Below are 16,064 nucleotides of genomic sequence, written 5' to 3'. Positions count from 1 at the left end.
ATCCGGCGCCTCCCCCGACCCGACCCTGAGCCGTCCCTGAGTCAGCGCCCGTCGGTTGGCCGTGACGCGTCGGCCGGTCGTGACGCGTCGGCCGGTCGTGACGCGTCGGCCGGTCGTGACGCGTCGGCCGGTCATAGCGCGTCGGCCTCCTGGACGGCGATCCGGTGGCTGGCCACCAGGAAGGCGTGCACGGCGGCCAGCTGCTCCTCCGAGAGCTCCGCCATCAGGGCGCGGCTGCGGGCGTCCAGCCCCGCGTAGAGCTCCGCGATCCTGGCCAGCGCCTCGGGCACGGCCTCGACCACGACGCTGCGCCGGTCCTCAGGGTTCGGGCGGCGCCGGACGAACCCCGCCTTCTGCAGCCGGTCGATCATCTGGGTGATGGCCCCGGTCGTCCGGCCCAGGCGGGCGCTCAGCACGCCCGCGGTGCTGGGGCCCAGCCGGTTGAGCGTGTGCAGGCACAGCAGGTCCGTGGGGCCGACCCCGGACCGCTGCGCGATCAGGTCGTTCAGCCGCCCCAGGGCGCCGGCCAGGTCGGTCATGGCCAGCACGATCCCGTCGGCCAGCTCCTCACGCGATTTGGCGGTCACGCACACTCCCATTTATCTTCGTAGCTAAGATACTTAGTGACTAAGATACTTCTCCGCTAAGACAACATTCCCACGTCCGCCAGGAGAGCCCTCATGTCCACCACCGCCTTGAGCGGCCGCCGCACCCGGACGACCGCCCTGGTCGTCATCCTGCTCGCGAGCTTCATGGACCTGCTCGACGTCACCATCGTCAACATCACCGTCCCCTCCATCAGGGCCGAGCTCGGCGCGTCGCCCGCGCAGCTCCAATGGCTGCTCGCCGGATACACGCTCGCCTTCGCCCTCGGCATCATCACCGGCGCCCGCCTCGGCGACCTCTACGGCTACCGCCGCGTCTTCCTCATCGGGATCGCCGGCTTCACCGCCGCCTCCGCCCTCTGCGGCGCCGCCCCCACCGCCGACCTGCTCGTCGCCGCCCGCGTCGCCCAGGGCGTCTGCGCCGCCGTGATGGTGCCCCAGGTGCTCTCGCAGATCCAGCTCATGTACGCGCCGCACGAGCGCGGCGGCGCCATAGCCGCCTTCTCCTCCCTGTCCGGCCTGGCCGCCGCCGTCGGGCCCATCCTCGGCGCCACCCTCCTGGAGGGCGACTGGTACGGGCTGGGCTGGCGGGCCGTCTTCTGGATCAACGTCCCCGTCGGCGTCCTCGCCCTGGCCGTGGCCGCCCGCGTCCTGCCACGGGGCCGCGGCACCACCCGGCCCCGCCTCGACCTCACCGGAATGGCCATCTGCGGCGCCGGCCTCCTGCTGATCCTCTACCCGCTGATCGCCGGCAGCGAGCACCTGCCCTGGCCCACCTGGACGTACCTCAGCCTCGCCGCCGGCGCCGCCGTCCTCGCCCTCTTCCTCCTGCACCAGCGACGGCTGGCACTCCGCGGCGGCACCCCCCTCGTGGAAGTCTCCCTGTTCCGGATGCGCTCGGTCGGCGGCGGCCTGCTCGTCCAGTTCCTCTTCTTCGTCCCCGTGATGGGCTTCTTCTTCACCTTCACCCAACTCCTCCAGACCGGCCTCGGCATGACCCCGCTGGCAGCCGGCCTGACCATGCTCCCCTGGCCGATCGCCACCACCGCCGGCGCCACCCTCGGCGCCGCCGTCCTGCTCCCCCGCCTGGGCCGGGCCACCGTCCAACTCGGCCTCCTCACCCTGGCCGCCGGCCTCACCCTCCTGGCCCTCACCGCCACCTCCGGAGGGCTCGCCTTCCTCCCCGGCATGATCGTCGGCGGCGCCGGCATGGGCCTCACCGTCGCCCCCCTCGCCCAGCTCACCCTGGAACGCGTACCGCCCGCCCACGCCGGCTCAGGCTCCGGCCTCTTCAACACCATCGCCCAACTGGGCGCCTCGGCCGGCGTGGCCACCATCGGCACCATCTTCTTCCCGGTGCTGGCGGCACACCCCGGCCCGGCCGCGCCCGCCTACGGCACCGCCTTCAGCACCACGATCTGGGCCAGCCTCGCCCTCCTGACCCTCACCCTGGCCGTAACTTTCCTCCTCCCCCGCCGCCCCTGAGCGTCCGGCCCGCCACTGCCCCACCCGGGGGCTGAGCGCCACACTCGTCGCGCCGACCCCCACCGCACCCCACCCCACCGACCCGGCGCCGCGCGGCATCCGGAGGTGGCGCACGGCGCGACGCCCTCCGTGCCACACCCGGGACGCCCGCCGCGCACCACCCGGTCCGAAGCGCGTCGCGAGACGTCCGCCGCGCACCGCGCGAACGTGGCGAGCGGTGCGACGGCCCGGTATGCGTCGGAAACCTCGCACCCTCGAAAAGCCTCAGAAGGGGCGCATCCCGGAAAGGCCGCACCCCCGAAGGCAGGAAACCGTCGGGGGTGCGGGGAGGAGGAACTGTCAGTCCAGGATGTGGCCTGTGGCGCGGGCGTAGCGGGTGCGGATGGAGGGGACGGGGTCGCCCTCGTACACGGCCGTGTCCCCGGACTGCCAGTCCGGGGTGGTGACCAGGGTGGCGGCCTGGAAGGCGGCGCCGTCGGCGACGTATTCGGCGGGTGGCGGCACCGTGATCGGTACGCCGAAGATCGTGGGGGCGATCCGGCGTACGGCTTCGGAGCGGGCGGCGCCGCCGATCAGGAGGACCCGCTCGGGTTGCATGGCGAGCGCGTCCAGGGCGTCGGCGAGGCCGCAGAGCATGCCTTCGACGGCGGCCCTGGCGAGGTGGGCGGGGGTGGCGGTGGCGAGGGTGAGGCCGTGGACGGAGCCGGTGGCGGTGGGCCGGTTGGGGGTGCGTTCGCCTTCGAGGTAGGGGACGAGGGTGAGGCCGTCGGCGCCGGGCGGTGCCTGGAGGGCGAGGGTGCTGAGCTCGTCGAGGGTGACGCCGGCGATGCGGGCGGCGGCGTCGAGGACGCGGGCGGCGTTCAGGGTGCAGACGAGCGGCAGGAACCGCCCGGTGGCGTCGGCGAAGCCGGCGACCAGGCCCTTGGGGTCGGCGCTGGGCGTCTCGGCGACGGCGAACACGGTGCCGGACGTGCCGAGGGACACGACGACGTCGCCGGGCCGGGCGCCCACGCCGAGGGCGGCGGCCATGTTGTCGCCGGTGCCGGGCGCGATCAGGATGGGGCCGGCGCCGCCGGCGACGGCCGCGCCCGCCTCGTCGGTCGGGCCGAGCACCTTGGGCAGCAGCGGGACGGCGCCGAAGGCGGTTTTGAGCAGGTCCGTACGGTAGGCGCCGGTCGCGGGCGACCAGTAGCCGGTGCCGGAGGCGTCACCCCGGTCGGTGACCAGGTGGGAGAGTGGGGGCAGCGGCGCGTCCGCCCAGGCCGCGGCGGAGAACGGCACCCCGGAGGCCAGCGCCCCCATCAGGCGCCAGGTGAGCCAGTCGTGCGGCAGGCACACGGCGGCGGTGCGGCGGGCGTTGTCCGGCTCGTGCTCGGCGAGCCAGCGCAGCTTGGTGACCGTGAACGAGGCCACGGGCACCAACCCCACGGCGTCGGCCCACACGTGCGGCCCGCCCAGCTCGGCGACCAGGTCGAGGGCGGCCTGCGCGGAGCGGGTGTCGTTCCACAGCAGGGCGTCGCGTACGACGTGCCCGTTCTCGTCGAGGCAGACCATGCCGTGCTGCTGCCCGCCCACACTGATGGCGGCCACCCCGTCGAGCCCACCGGCCTCCTCCAGGGCCCGCAGCAACGCGGTCCACCAGTGGGAGGGGTGCACCTCGGTGCCCGCCGGGTGAGTGGCGCGGCCCTGCCGTACCAGCTCTCCTGTTTCCGCGTCTCGAATGACGACCTTGCAACTCTGCGTGGAGGAATCGACCCCAGCGACCAGCGTCACCCACGAACTCCTAACAAGTGCTCCAGCGCAAGCTGGTTGAGATGGGAGAAATGGTATCCGCGCCGCGCCGCTGCGTCGGGATCGAAGTCGTCGGAGGCGAGATCGGCCAGCGTCTCACCCCGGTTGAGGGTGGGCAGGCCGAGCTCGTCGACGCGGGAGGCGCGCATCGCCTCGCGTACTTCCGGGTCGGCCCGGAAGTTTCGGGCCTTCTCCTTGAGGATGAGGTACGTCCGCATGTTGGCGGCGGCCGAAACCCAGACGTCCTCGGGGTCCTCCGTACGCAAGGGCTTGTAGTCGAAGTGCCGCGGCCCGTCGTAGCCGCCGTGTTCGAGCAGGTCGACCAGGAAGAACGCGCTCATCACGTCGCCGTGGCCGAAGACGAGGTCCTGGTCGAAGCGGGGGCCGTGCTGGCCGTTGAGGTCGATGTGGAAGAGCTTGCCGTGCCACAGGGCCTGGGCGATGCCGTGCACGAAGTTGAGGCCGGCCATCTGCTCGTGGCCGACCTCGGGGTTGAGCCCGACCATCTCGGGGTGTTCCAGTTGGCCGATGAAGGCGAGGGCGTGGCCGATGGTGGGCAGGAGGATGTCGCCGCGGGGCTCGTTCGGCTTGGGCTCGATGGCGAAGCGCAGGTCGTAGCCGCGCTCGCGGACGTAGCCGCAGAGCAGGTCGATGGCCTCCTTGTAGCGGCCGAGCGCGGCGCGTACGTCCTTGGCGGCGTCGGACTCGGCCCCCTCGCGGCCGCCCCAGCACACGTAGGTGGAGGCGCCCAGCGAGGCGGCCAGGTCGAGGTTGCGCATGACCTTGCGTAAGGCGTATCGGCGCACGTCGCGGTCGTTGCTGGTGAAGGCGCCGTCGCGGAAGACGGGGTGGGTGAACAGGTTCGTGGTGGCCATGGGCACTTTCAGCCCGGTCTCGGCGAGCGCTTTCCTGAAGGACGCGATCGCCCGCTCGCGATCGGGTTCGACGGCGAGCAGGTCGTCGTCGTGGAAGGTGACGCCGTAGGCCCCCAGCTCGGCAAGCCGGTGCACGCTCTCGACGGGGTCGAGGGGCGCCCGTGCGGCGTCCCCGAACGGATCGCGCGCCTGCCAGCCGACCGTCCACAGACCGAACGTGAATCGATCGTCAGGGGTTGGCTCGTACATGGTTCGATGCTCCCCTGGCGATCAGTTGTTCACAAGCGGTTGTTCACAGGCCCGACGGGTCACGCCCCACACTGATCTCCTCAGCGATCTTCCTGATGTCCGTCACCTCGATGCCCGGAGCCTTGGGCAGGTGACGCAGCAAGGCCTCCATCACCACCGGGACGGGCTGGCCGGCGAACCTGCCCGCGACCCCGTGAACCGCCCTGAACAGTGCATCGTCAGTGTCGTGCATCGGCCTCTCCTCGGTCGGGTACCGGGAGAACGCTACGGCCTCCGGGCGACAGTTCGCTCGTTACCCCGGCCCGCGTGTCCGGGCGTCCCGACCTGTGAGACGCCGCCTTTCCGTAGGCCGGTACGGGCGAGCCGATCGCCTCATGACGTACCGTGGACGTAACGGCCCTTTCACGGAGCAATCGTCATGCCAAGCGATCCTGATCACGTGCTCGACGCCATCGACGGCGTCGTCGACGAGTGGGAGACGCTGAGCGCCGACGCCATGCGCTGGGCGCCTCCCGAGAGCAAGAGCCCCGACCTCATGACCGAGGTGAGCGAGATCTTCGGCCCGCTCGTCACCGCGTTCTCGCAGGCGCTGCGGCCGGTCAGCGACGCCTTCGAGCGGGCGCTGCGCATGCTGGACGACGAGCTGGATGGACAGGACGACAGGAACGACGGGCCAGGCCCGGATTAGTCAGTGGCGCGCCTGCGGCGGGTCCTGCGCGGGTACGCCTTGGCGGCCTCGGCCAGGCGGACGGCGTGCTCGGCCTGCCGCCGCCAGTGCCCGTAGGCGTCGCCGCGCTGCGCGAGCCGGTCGAGCTCGCTCATCGTCTCCAGCGGGATGAACGCCGGCTCGGCGTCGCGCCACGGCGTGCCCGGCAGCGGCATGAACGTGTGCGTGTGGATGCGCGCGCCCAGGTCGGCCAGGTCGCCGGCGAGCCGCAGCGACTGCGCCTGGTCGGACTCGGACTCGCCGGGCATGCCGAAGATGAAGTCGACGTTGGGCCGGAAGCCGTGCTCGACGGCGATCCTGACGGCGTCGCGTACGGGAGAGGTGTCGTGCCCGCGCCCGGATGCGGCCAGCACCCGGTCGGAGCCCGACTGGGCGCCGATGATCAGGTTGTCGTTGGCGACGTACCGCTTGAGCAGCCGCATGGCCTCGGGCGTGACATGCTCGGGCCGCACCTCGGAGGGGAAGCTGCCGAAGAAGACCCGCCCGTGCGGCGGCAGCTCCTCCTTGACGCCGGACAACAGCTCCTCCACCGCCCCGAGATCGGGGTCGGGGCCGGGGGAGCCGTACGAAAGCGAGGTGGGCGTGATGAACCGCACGTCGCGCAGGCCGCGCTCGACCATGCCGCGCACGTGCTCGCGCACGCTGGCCACGGACCGGTGGCGGAACTGGCCGCCGAACATGAACGGCGTCTGGCAGAAGCGGCACGTGTAGCGGCAGCCGCGGGTGATCTCGATCGGCCCGCTCCTGCCGACGAACGAGGGGAACGCGTCGAGCGGGAGCTGGGGCGCCGGCCTGGTGCGTAGCGCGACGCCGTCGGCGTCCTTGATCGCCAGGCCGGGGACGGTGGTGAGCGGCGCGTCCTCCTGGAGCGCCCGCACGAGGGAGATGATCGTCGACTCGCCCTCGCCGATGCCGGCCAGGTCCCAGCCCGCGTCGATGACCTGCTGGGGCTCGGCCGTGGCGTGCACGCCGCCGGCGATGTGCAGCCCGCGGCCGCCGCTGAGCGCCCGGACCTCGGCCAGCTCGGCGGCCATGGCGTCGGCGTCGGGCGAGTAGAACGACCAGAGCACGAGCACCCGGTCGGCCTGGCTCGCCTGGATGTGCGCGGCGGTCTCCTCGGGGGTGGTGCCGAGCCGCAGCCCGTGCTGGACCTTCGCGGTGTCGAGGGCGGCGAGCAGCGCGTGCACGCCGTACGTCACCGCCTTGCGGTATCGCACCACCACATCCACTGCCAGCGCCACGTCCGGCAGCGTAGCCCAGGCCACCGGCCGCCGCATCGCGGCCAAGGGCAGCGTCGCTCAGGCCACCGGCTGCCGCATCGCGCCGAGCGCCCCGCTGTAGCGGGCGAGCTCGCCGAACATGGCGTCGGCGCCGGCCTCCATGACGTCGTTGGGGTGCAGCGTGCCGTCCTCGCCGATGAACTGCGGCACGAACGGGATGATCACGCCCTCCATCACCGGGACCATCTTGAGCGTGCTGACGACGTGGCGCAGCCCGGTGACGGCGCGGGTGCCGCCGGAGACGCCGCCGTAGCTGACGAAGCCGGCCGGCTTGTGCTGCCACTCGTGGTGCAGGTAGTCGAGGGCGTTCTTCAGCACGCCGGGGAAGCTGTGGTTGTACTCGGGGGTGACGAACACGTACGCGTCGGCCCGGTCCACGGTGGCGCTCCACTCCTTGGTGTGGGCGTTCACGTACTGCTTGAGCCTGGGGTGGTGCGGCTCGTCCAGGAACGGCAGCTTCACCTCGGCGAGGTCGACCAGCTCCACCTCGAAGAGCCCGGAGGCCACGGCCTTGGCGTGCACCCAGTCGCCGACGGCGCGACCGGCGCGGCCGGGGCGGGTGCTGGCGACGATGATCTGCAGGACGGGCTTGTCCATGATCGCTCCTCAATGCGGGATGTCAGGGGTGACTGCTTGCTCAACATTATTGAGTAGCTACAGATTCCTTAGCAAACGGTAGACTGTGAGGCATGAGCCTCGACCAGGTCTGCGCCCGCTTCCACATCGCCTTAGAGCTGATCGGCGCCCGGTGGACCGGCGCCGTGATCCACATGATCTTCAAGGGCGCCCACCGCTACGCCGACATCAAGGCGGCCATCCCCGGCATCAACGACACGATGCTGGCCAGGCGCCTGCGCGAGCTGGAGTCCGCCGGCCTGGTCGAGCGGCGGGTGCTGGCCACCTCGCCGGTACGCGTCGAGTACCACCTGACCGCGATGGGCCAGGAGCTCCGCCCCACCCTCGACGAGCTGGTGAAGTGGTCCCACAAGTGGATCCCGCTGCCGGACGAGGAGCCCGACAGCACTGTTACTTTGGTGTCGTGATCGCACTGGGCACGCTGATGCGGCACGTGCACGAGCTGATGGACGGCGCGATCGCCGACGTCTACGCCGAGCACGGCCTGCCCGACTACCGCCCCCGCTACTCGCCCGTCGTCCACACGCTCGTGGCGCGGGGGCCCCTGCCCATCAGGGACCTGGCCGCCGCGATCGGCGTGACCCACTCCGCCGCCAGCCAGACGGTGGTCCAGATGCGCCGCGGCGGCTTCGTCACCCTGGAGAAGGGCGCCGACGCCCGCCACCGCATCGTGCACCTCACCGAACGCGCCCGCGCCGCGCTCCCCCTCATCGAGGCCGAGCGGGCGGCGACGGAGCGGGCCGTTCGCGAGCTCGACGCCGAGCTGCCCGTTCCGCTGGAGCAGCTCTTGAGCGAAGCGCTCAAGGCACTGGAGCGCCGCGATTTCCGCGCGCGCATCGGGCCCGTCACCCCTAGACTCGCCGGTATGACCTGGCGACATTGATGCACGACCCAGGACCTGCGCGGGGCGCGCGGGCCTCCGAGACGGCAAGCACTCGGAGCCCTCACTCGTCCCCTGGAAGGTCCCATGCTTGTCGTTTCGCTGTACGTCTACGCGTTCCTCAGCGAGTTCATCCTGATCTACCCGGTGTACGCGTTGCTGTTCACCGACACCGGGGTCTCCGTCGCCGAGGTCTCGTCCCTGTTCGTCATCTGGGCGGTGACGGGCATGGTGCTGGAGATCCCCTCCGGCGCCTGGGCCGACACCGTCTCGCGGCGCCTGCTGCTGTTCCTCGGGCCGCTGCTGAGCGGGCTCGGCTTCGCCTTGTGGGTGATGTTCCCCTCCTACTGGGTGTTCGCGGCCGGGTTCGTGCTGTGGGGGGCCGAGGGGGCGCTGGTCTCGGGCGCGTACGAGGCGCTCGCGTACGAGGAGATGGAGCGGCGCGGCCGGGCGGGCAGGTACGCGGCCGTCATGGGCCGCGCGACCGCCCTCGGGCTGGCCGGCAGCGCGGCGGCCATCGGCCTGGCCGCGCCCGTCTTCGCCGTCGGCGGATATCCGGCCGTGGGGGCGGCCAGCGTGCTGGCCTGCGTCCTGTGCGCGGCCACCGCCCTGACCCTGCCCGAGCACCGCACGCCCGCCGCCGCCGGGGGCCAGGGCTACCTGGCGACGCTGCGGGAAGGGCTCGCCCTCGCCAGGGCCGATCGCAAGGTGCTGCGCGCGGTGCTGCTGGTCGCGTTCGTGACCGCGATCTGGGGCGCGCTGGAGGAGTACGTCCCCTTCCTCGGCGAGGAGAGCGGCGTGGCCAAGGCCGCGATCCCGCTGCTGATCCTCCTGGTCTGGGTGGGCGCCACGGCCGGCGGCCTGCTCGCGGGCCCCGCCGAGCGGCGCCTGCGCGGCCGCGCGTACGGCGCGCTGCTCGGGCTGGCGGCCCTGGCCATGGCGGCGGGCGCGCTCAGCGGGCACCCGGCCGGGTTCGTGGCGATCGCGGTGGCCGTCGGGGCGTTCCAGCTCGCCCAGGTGCTGGCCGACGTGCGGCTGCAGGAGCGCATCAGCGGCCCGGCGCGCGCCACCGTGACCTCGGTGGCCGGCCTCGGGACGAACGTGGTGACGCTCGGGGTCTACGCCGTGTACGGGACGGCGTCGTCCTCGCTGTCACACGGGACGACGTTCGCCCTGGTGGCGCTCACGTACCTGATCATCGCTTTGGGTTTTTCAATAGCGTGACGGGATGCGCTTGGGCAGCGGCGGCGGCTCGGGGACGGCCTCCTCCTCGGGCTCCGCCGGCGGCTCCGGGCGGGCGGCGCCCCGCCAGCGCGCCGGGAACACCGAGGCGGCCAGCAGCACGCAGGCCAGCGGCAGCGCCCAGGTCTCGGCCAGCCGCGCGTACGGCTCGGCGTACTCGGCGGGCACCAGCCTCGCGACCGGCACCCCCGGCACGTACGCGAGGGCCGCCACGGCGGCCAGCGCCAGCCCCGGCACCAGCGACCCGATCGGCGAGACCCGAGATCCGGCCAGGGCTCCGACGACGGCCATCGTGGCGCCGAGCGCGACGGCGGCGATCCAGGCGGCCAGGGCCCGGCCGCTGACGAAGTAGAGAAGGCCCGCCGCGATCAGCGGTGTGGCCAGCAGTCCTGCGCCGGCGCCGAGCAGATGACGAACACCATTACGCACAGAGAACACCTCCAGCCACGGCACCTTACCCATCCCTCACGCTCGGCGCCTTAAAGGCTGAAATTTTCATATTCGGGTCTATGTCCGTAAAGGTTCCATAACACCGAAATAGTGCTCGTTTGATATCTAAGCAGGGACCGAAGCAACCGTTAGCTTGACAGCACCCCCACCCGAGGAGTGCACATGTCGAGTAAACGCTGTGCGCTGGTAGGCGGCGCCATCCTCGCCGTCTGCCTGGCCACCCCCCTCAGCCCCGCAGCAGCTGACACGGCGCCACAAGCCGCCGCTCCCCCCTCCGCACCCCCTGCCATGATCGACGCGCTCGAGCGCGACCTCGGCCTCTCCGAAGCCCAGGTCATCACCCGCCTGGCCAACGAGGAGCGCGCCGCCGCCGCCGAGGCGAGCCTCACCCCCGCACTGGGCGGCTCGTACGGCGGCGCCTGGCTGAACGACGACGCCTCCAAGCTCATGGTCGCCACCACCGACCCGGCGGCGGCCCCGACCATCGAGGCGAAGGGCGCGCAGCCCGTCGTCGTCCAGCGCTCGCTGGCCCAGCTCAACGGCATCGTCGCGCAGCTCGACCGGGCCCCCAGGCGCGCCACCGCCGGCGCCTCGCTCTGGTACGCCGACGTCAAGACCAACACCGTCTCCGTCCAGGCACCCACCGTCGAGGCCGCCGAGGCCCTCGTCGCCGCCGCCGGCGTCGACAGGAGCGCGGTCGTCGTGACGGCCACGGCCGAGCGGCCGACCACGTTCATCAACATCGTCGGCGGCGCCGCCTACTACATCGGCTCCAGCCGCTGCAGCATCGGCTTCTCCGTCACCCGCGGCAGCACCCCCGGCTTCGTCACCGCCGGGCACTGCGGCCGGGCCGGCTCCAGGACCACCAACCCGACGGGCACCTTCCAGGGCTCGTCGTTCCCCGGCAACGACTACGCCTGGGTCGCCGCCCCCGGCAACACCGTCACCCCGTACGTACGCGGCTCCGGCGGCGCGAACGTCACCGTACGAGGCTCCACCCAGGCCTCCGTCGGCGCGTCCATCTGCCGCTCCGGCTCCACCACCGGCTGGCGCTGCGGCACCATCCAGCAGCACAACGCCACCGTCCGCTACGCCCAGGGCACCGTCACCGGCCTGACCCGCACCAGCGCGTGCGCCGAGCCCGGCGACTCCGGCGGCTCGTTCATCTCGGGCAACCAGGCCCAGGGCATGACGTCCGGCGGCTCGGGCAACTGCAGCGTCGGCGGCACCACGTACCACCAGCCGGTGAACGAGGCGCTGGGCGCGTACGGGCTCACCCTCACCACGGGCTGAGCCTTTCCCCGTCGAGACCGCGCGGCGCGTCCTTTCCCCAGGGCGCGCCGCGCTATTTCGCGATCTTCCCCTCTTCCGATGACTTTTCTCCCGCCGCTTGGTCCACACGTCGAGAAGAAGAGAAAGGAACTCGCGATGAAGCGACCCGTCCTCGGCAGCCTGCTGCTGTCCAGCACCGACCCCGACCGGCTGGCCTCCTGGTACACCTCCGCGCTCGACCCCGCCGAGCAGAGCGACGTCAACGGGTACCGGGTGCTCAAGTTCGGGGAGTTCTTCCTGTTCATCGACACGCGGACGGACATCTCCGCCAAGACCCAGGAGCCCGGCAGGGTCATCCTGAACTTCGACGTCGAGGACGCCCGCGCCGTCGCCGCCCGCATGGAGCAGGCGGGCACGCAGTGGCTGGCCGAGCTGGAGGACCGCGACGGCAGCCTGTTCGCCACCGCGATCGACCCGGACGGCAACTACGTCCAGATCATCCAGCTCAGCGACGAACACCGGCAGGGGATGTGACCATGCCCGACACCCTGTTCGACACGAGCAAGGCGTTCAGCGGCTTCTCCGTCAACGACGTCGAGGCCGCCAAACGGTTCTACGGCGAGACGCTCGGCATCCACGTCACCGAGGAGCACGGCATGCTGACGCTGCACCTCGGCGGCGACGTCCTCGTCTACCCGAAGGGGCCCGCCCACGCGCCGGCCACGTTCACCGTCCTCAACTTCCCCGTCGAGGACATCGACAAGGCCGTGGACGAGCTGACGGCGCGCGGAGTCCGGTTCGAGCGTTACGACGGGTTCGAGCAGGACGCGCGCGGCATCCTCCGTGGCGGCGACGGCCCTCCGGTCGCCTGGTTCACCGACCCCTCGGGCAACATCCTGTCGGTGCTGCAACTCGAACCCTAAGGCTCGGACAGGTGCCGCTAGGCCGCCGACGTACTGAAACAGGGCGGACGTCCTGAAGGGCAGCGACCGCAGCGGCGGTGAAGTACGGGTGCATCCCGACGAACTCGTCGAAGCCGGCGGTGGTCAGCAGCGCCGCCGGCACCTCGAAGACGAGCACCGTGACCACCGGCCCACCCGCGACGAACGCGTAGAACCCGCACCAGACCCCATCACACCCCTGGCACCGGCATGCACGACCACATTCACCGTGAAGCCGCCGCCCGACCCGGACGACTGCGCCCGCTCACCGCCTTGCCGACCCCCTCACCCACCACCACCCCGCCGCCGCAACGGCCACGGGGGCGATCAACGGTGCCGCCGGCTCGTACAACCGCAGGCTCAGCGCCGCCAGCCCCGCCCCCGCCGCGAGCGCCACCACGACCCCAACGGCCGCACCACCCCGCCCCCACCGTCCCGCCCACCGCCCCACATCGAGACGACCTGCCCCGCCAGCCCGGTGACCGTGCCGGTCACGTACGTGGTGGACAGCCCCGATCCCCCCGCCCGCCGCGTGACCGCACTCTGCAACCCCATCGCCACCGCCGACCCCGCGACCAGCCCCAGCCTGGGCACCTGAGCCGCCCACCCGGCGGCCACCCCGGCCAGCACCAGCACCTCCACGACGAGCACCACCGCCGCCCCCCGAGCCACCCGCCCGGCAAGCACGAACCCCGCCCCCAACCCGCACAGAACCCTGCGAACGCCACCCCCGACCCCACCAGGTGCGCCATGCGCCCGGAGCCCAGCGCGAGGCCGAGCAGGACGACGTTCCCGGTCATGTTCGCGGTGAACACCTCACCGAGCGCCAGAAAGCTCAGCGCGTCCACGGCCCCCGCCGCGAACGCCAGACCGAACACCGCCCCCCGCACCATCCGCACTCCATCCCCCACAAGCAGTAGCGAACTCAGGGAGACGCCGGCCACCCCAGCACGCTCACCGTTGCTGCCACGCCTGCTCCCCAGTGATCTTGCACGGCCACTGGATCGCCTTCTTACCCGCCCGCTTCTCCCCGGACCCGATGGCCAGACACATCCCCGTGGCCCTGTTGTGCAGCCGCTGCATCCCGTCGTAAACCCACTCCTGCGCCAGCCCGCCGTCCGTGCACGGCCACTGGATGGCGGTCTTCCCCCGCTTCTTCTCACCACGCCCGATGGCCAGGCACAGCCCGGTCTTGACGTTCACCAGCCGCCGATCGCCCCGGTGAATCCACCGCTGCGCCTTCCCCCCGTTGCACGGCCACTGAATCACCTCCTTGCCCGCCTTGACCTCCCCCCGCCCCACGGCCAGGCACATGCCGGTCGCCCCGTTGACATAGGCCCGCCCGGCCGCGGCCTGCACCGGCACACCAGGCACCACGGTCACAGCGGCGACGACCACAGCAGCGATCTTGAAACCCGGACGCATGAATGTCCCCTCCTCCTACTGGAAATCACGGGCCCACACCGAGATCGCCCCCTGCCGGCAACCCCCGGACAACTCCCCGGCCCCGCGACACCAGAATCGGACCGGCCGCATTGTTCGTCACCCCAGCTCAACCAGGCGAACAATGCCCAGCCGTGTCCGCCCACGCCACGAGCACGAGTTCATCGGCGTCGCGCATCGCTGCAGACGCTCTACACCGCTCCGCTACTCGCTCAGACCGGCTGCCAGCACCTCTTCCAGCTTCGCCTTGGCCATGCTCTCGGCCAGGTCATCGAGGCACCTGCATCGGTTGAGGATGCCGGCCATAGCGCAGGAGTAGATCCCCATGATCCGTAGCGCGTGAGCTGAGATCGCCAGAACCTCTTCGCCGGGGATCGGCACCTTCTTCGCGTAATTGCGGAGAACTCCCGCCACGCAGGCCCCCGCCCAGTCGGCAGGAGGTGCGCCCACCAGCGCGTCGGCGACCAGTTCGTGCGCCTGCTCCTTCGCCTCCAGGAGCCTGCGTGCAGCCGCTGCGAGCGGATCACAGCCACGGCGCGTCGACGTCTGAACCTTCCGCCAAAGACCCCTGCCGAGGAGATCGGCACCTTCCTTGGCGACCGCGGACCGCCAGCCTTCCGTCACCACGTTCGCGGCGAGCTGGACGACCTCTTCGTTCACGGTTGCTTCGGGACGTTCAGGCGTTCTCGGAGCCCTGGGTCCCTTCGCACGCCCCTGGTGATCGCCGCAAGGGACCCGCCTGGGACGCCGACACGGCTCTCCTGTCCGTGTCTCCACCGAACCACACAGACCAGCCATGACCCGACCATGAGCCGCACCAGCGTCTTCACCTAGTGGCCGAGCCGCCACGGTTGTCCGACCGGCGCACAACCGACCTCACACCTTGCCGAACTGCCGCTTGCCCGTGACCCGCACCGACCGGCTCGCCGGTGCGGGTGCCTGGAGAAGGGCTCGTGTTCAGGCCCCGGCGGCGTCGAGGCGGGCGAGCTGCTGCTCCGTCAGCTTGACGTCGAGCGCCGGCAGCGCCGCCTCGTACTGCTGGAGCGTCCGCGGCCCGATCAACGCCACGATCTCCGGCGACGTCTGGTGCATCAGCCACGCCAGCACCAGCGCGTTCGGCGTCACCCCGACCTCGGCGGCCACCTCCGCGACCGCCGCCAGCCGCGCCTCGGCATCCGGCCCCTGGTACGGGTCCATCGCCCAGTGGCCCTCCCGCTTGCCCGGATCGTCGTAGATGCCCTTGAGGATCGGCGAGTAGGCGACGAGGGTCAGGTCGTCGTGCGTCTCCAGGTAGTCGAGCTGCTCGTCGTCCACGATGGACGCGTGCCGCAGCCCGGCACGCCGCCTCAGGTAGGAGTGCTGCTGCTGGAGCGCGACCGGCGCCGGCCAGCCGTGCTGCGCGCAGAGCTGCCGGATGCGCTCCAGCCGCCACGTCCGCACGTTCGACCAGCCGATGTAACGCGCCTTCCCGGCCTGCACGATGCCGGCGAGCGCCTCCAGCGTCTCCTCAAGCGGCGTGCTCCGATCGTCCACATGCACGTAGTACAGGTCGACGTGGTCGGTGCCGAGCCGGCGCAGGCTGCCGTCGATCGCGTCCCTCAGCGTCTTCGCCCCGGCTCCGACGAAGTTCCGGTACGCGGCCTCCCAGTCCGGTCGCCCGTCGGCGTCCCAGACCTTGTCCAGGTCACGCGGGACGGCGGTGCCCTTGGTGGCCAGGAACACGTTCTCGCGCCGCCCGCTCCTGGCCAGCCAGCGGCCGATCAGCTCCTCGCTCTCCCCGCCGTAACTGCCCCGGTTCTCCCACCAGCAGTAGCAGTCGGCGGTGTCCAGGAAGTTGCCCCCGGCCTCCACGTACCGGTCGAGAATGGTGACGGCCTCGTCCTCCGGCGTGACGGTGCCCATGATCATGCACCCCAGGGCGAGCTGGCTGACCTGTTCGCCGGTACGGCCGAGCTGTACGGTCTTCACGCGAATTCTCCTGTCGTCGATGGCGTCAGAAGCCGAGTGAGCAGCGGGAGACACCTCCCGTCGCGTATCAGCGCGGGCCGCCCGCCCACCCCCGAGGGCGGCGACCCGTCGCGACCTCGACGCTAGGAGCTGGAGCACACTCCAGGTCAAGGTGGTTCATCTCAGACTTTGCGACCATGCACACATCCGGTTACAGGCTGGACCAGCGCATAATTCCACC

19 protein-coding genes and 1 pseudogene are annotated in these 16,064 nt (G+C 71.5%); 8 read left to right on the top strand and 12 right to left on the bottom strand.

Going from position 1 to position 16,064, the window contains the following annotated elements:
* Positions 1-131: 131 nt before the first annotated feature.
* On the bottom strand, positions 132-587 hold the full coding sequence (locus KIS93_RS33785) for a MarR family winged helix-turn-helix transcriptional regulator (protein ID WP_186404556.1): 456 nt from the start codon (positions 585-587) through the stop codon (positions 132-134).
* 93 nt (positions 588-680) lie between these two features.
* Here KIS93_RS33785 and KIS93_RS33780 point away from each other — a divergent pair, with 93 nt between their 5' ends.
* Positions 681-2,090, top strand: coding sequence for an MFS transporter (locus KIS93_RS33780; RefSeq protein ID WP_080043848.1), 1,410 nt, complete (start codon positions 681-683; stop codon positions 2,088-2,090).
* Between the two features lie 339 nt (positions 2,091-2,429).
* Here KIS93_RS33780 and KIS93_RS33775 read toward each other — a convergent pair whose 3' ends face one another.
* From KIS93_RS33775 to KIS93_RS33765, 3 genes are read right to left on the bottom strand one after another with little or no spacing between them, the layout of a single operon-like run.
* Entirely contained in the window at positions 2,430-3,863 is a 1,434-nt protein-coding gene (locus KIS93_RS33775; protein WP_080043849.1) for a xylulokinase, read from the bottom strand.
* Entirely contained in the window at positions 3,860-5,005 is a 1,146-nt protein-coding gene (gene xylA, locus KIS93_RS33770) for a xylose isomerase (protein WP_080043850.1), read from the bottom strand. Before xylA ends, KIS93_RS33775 begins: the two co-directional genes overlap by 4 nt.
* Positions 5,006-5,048: 43 nt before the next feature.
* A complete protein-coding gene (locus tag KIS93_RS33765; protein ID WP_080043851.1) occupies positions 5,049-5,237 on the bottom strand; it encodes a hypothetical protein in 189 nt (62 codons plus the stop codon).
* A 186-nt stretch (positions 5,238-5,423) separates the two neighbouring features.
* On the opposite strand from KIS93_RS33765, the gene KIS93_RS33760 reads away from it, so the two are divergent.
* Positions 5,424-5,693 (top strand): hypothetical protein, encoded by a 270-nt coding sequence (locus tag KIS93_RS33760; protein ID WP_155128753.1) that lies wholly within the window; start codon positions 5,424-5,426, stop codon positions 5,691-5,693.
* Here the strand turns inward: KIS93_RS33760 and KIS93_RS33755 are convergent.
* On the bottom strand, positions 5,690-6,973 hold the full coding sequence (locus tag KIS93_RS33755; protein WP_230465677.1) for a TIGR04013 family B12-binding domain/radical SAM domain-containing protein: 1,284 nt from the start codon (positions 6,971-6,973) through the stop codon (positions 5,690-5,692). The two genes, KIS93_RS33760 and KIS93_RS33755, sit on opposite strands and share 4 nt — an antisense overlap.
* Before the next feature lie 57 nt (positions 6,974-7,030).
* Entirely contained in the window at positions 7,031-7,609 is a 579-nt protein-coding gene (locus KIS93_RS33750) for an NADPH-dependent FMN reductase (protein WP_080043853.1), read from the bottom strand.
* 92 nt (positions 7,610-7,701) lie between these two features.
* Between KIS93_RS33750 and KIS93_RS33745 the strand changes: the two genes are divergently transcribed.
* From KIS93_RS33745 to KIS93_RS33735, 3 genes are all read left to right on the top strand, one after another.
* The gene (locus tag KIS93_RS33745) at positions 7,702-8,055 is read left to right on the top strand and encodes a winged helix-turn-helix transcriptional regulator (RefSeq protein ID WP_080043854.1); all 354 of its coding nucleotides are present in this window, start codon (positions 7,702-7,704) and stop codon (positions 8,053-8,055) included.
* Complete coding sequence (locus KIS93_RS33740; RefSeq protein WP_222107684.1) at positions 8,052-8,531, top strand: MarR family winged helix-turn-helix transcriptional regulator; 480 nt, start codon at positions 8,052-8,054, stop codon at positions 8,529-8,531. The genes KIS93_RS33745 and KIS93_RS33740 overlap by 4 nt, the downstream gene beginning before the upstream one ends.
* Before the next feature lie 84 nt (positions 8,532-8,615).
* Positions 8,616-9,752, top strand: a complete 1,137-nt coding sequence (locus KIS93_RS33735) for an MFS transporter (RefSeq protein WP_080043855.1) — start codon at positions 8,616-8,618, stop codon at positions 9,750-9,752.
* On the opposite strand, the gene KIS93_RS33730 is transcribed toward KIS93_RS33735, so the two are convergent.
* Positions 9,741-10,199: a hypothetical protein gene (locus KIS93_RS33730; RefSeq protein ID WP_155128755.1), complete on the bottom strand. Its 459-nt coding sequence runs from the start codon at positions 10,197-10,199 to the stop codon at positions 9,741-9,743. The two genes, KIS93_RS33735 and KIS93_RS33730, sit on opposite strands and share 12 nt — an antisense overlap.
* 309 nt (positions 10,200-10,508) lie before the next feature.
* Here KIS93_RS33730 and KIS93_RS33725 point away from each other — a divergent pair, with 309 nt between their 5' ends.
* The 3 genes from KIS93_RS33725 (at position 10,509) to KIS93_RS33715 (ending at position 12,415) form a co-directional block, all read left to right on the top strand.
* Complete coding sequence (locus tag KIS93_RS33725) at positions 10,509-11,513, top strand: S1 family peptidase (RefSeq protein WP_230465679.1); 1,005 nt, start codon at positions 10,509-10,511, stop codon at positions 11,511-11,513.
* Between the two features lie 135 nt (positions 11,514-11,648).
* The gene (locus KIS93_RS33720; RefSeq protein WP_080043858.1) at positions 11,649-12,026 is read left to right on the top strand and encodes a VOC family protein; all 378 of its coding nucleotides are present in this window, start codon (positions 11,649-11,651) and stop codon (positions 12,024-12,026) included.
* Between the two features lie 2 nt (positions 12,027-12,028).
* Positions 12,029-12,415, top strand: a complete 387-nt coding sequence (locus tag KIS93_RS33715; RefSeq protein ID WP_418113317.1) for a VOC family protein — start codon at positions 12,029-12,031, stop codon at positions 12,413-12,415.
* A 378-nt stretch (positions 12,416-12,793) separates the two neighbouring features.
* Here KIS93_RS33715 and KIS93_RS67685 read toward each other — a convergent pair whose 3' ends face one another.
* From KIS93_RS67685 to KIS93_RS33695, 5 genes and pseudogenes are all read right to left on the bottom strand, one after another.
* Positions 12,794-13,120, bottom strand: a complete 327-nt coding sequence (locus tag KIS93_RS67685; RefSeq protein ID WP_281261982.1) for a DUF1275 family protein — start codon at positions 13,118-13,120, stop codon at positions 12,794-12,796.
* A 23-nt stretch (positions 13,121-13,143) separates the two neighbouring features.
* Positions 13,144-13,326: pseudogene (locus tag KIS93_RS69165) on the bottom strand (DUF1275 family protein); the annotation flags it as partial.
* A gap of 61 nt (positions 13,327-13,387) precedes the next feature.
* Entirely contained in the window at positions 13,388-13,858 is a 471-nt protein-coding gene (locus KIS93_RS33705) for an RICIN domain-containing protein (protein WP_080043860.1), read from the bottom strand.
* A gap of 222 nt (positions 13,859-14,080) precedes the next feature.
* Entirely contained in the window at positions 14,081-14,536 is a 456-nt protein-coding gene (locus tag KIS93_RS33700) for a hypothetical protein (RefSeq protein WP_080043861.1), read from the bottom strand.
* Between the two features lie 297 nt (positions 14,537-14,833).
* Positions 14,834-15,844, bottom strand: a complete 1,011-nt coding sequence (locus KIS93_RS33695; protein WP_080043862.1) for an aldo/keto reductase — start codon at positions 15,842-15,844, stop codon at positions 14,834-14,836.
* Positions 15,845-16,064: the final 220 nt, after the last annotated feature.

This window comes from [Actinomadura] parvosata subsp. kistnae (assembly GCF_900323885.1).
Lineage (GTDB): Bacteria > Actinomycetota > Actinomycetes > Streptosporangiales > Streptosporangiaceae > Nonomuraea > Nonomuraea composti.
The sequence above is the reverse complement of the archived record's forward strand: the minus strand, read 5'-3'. Positions and strand labels throughout refer to the sequence as shown.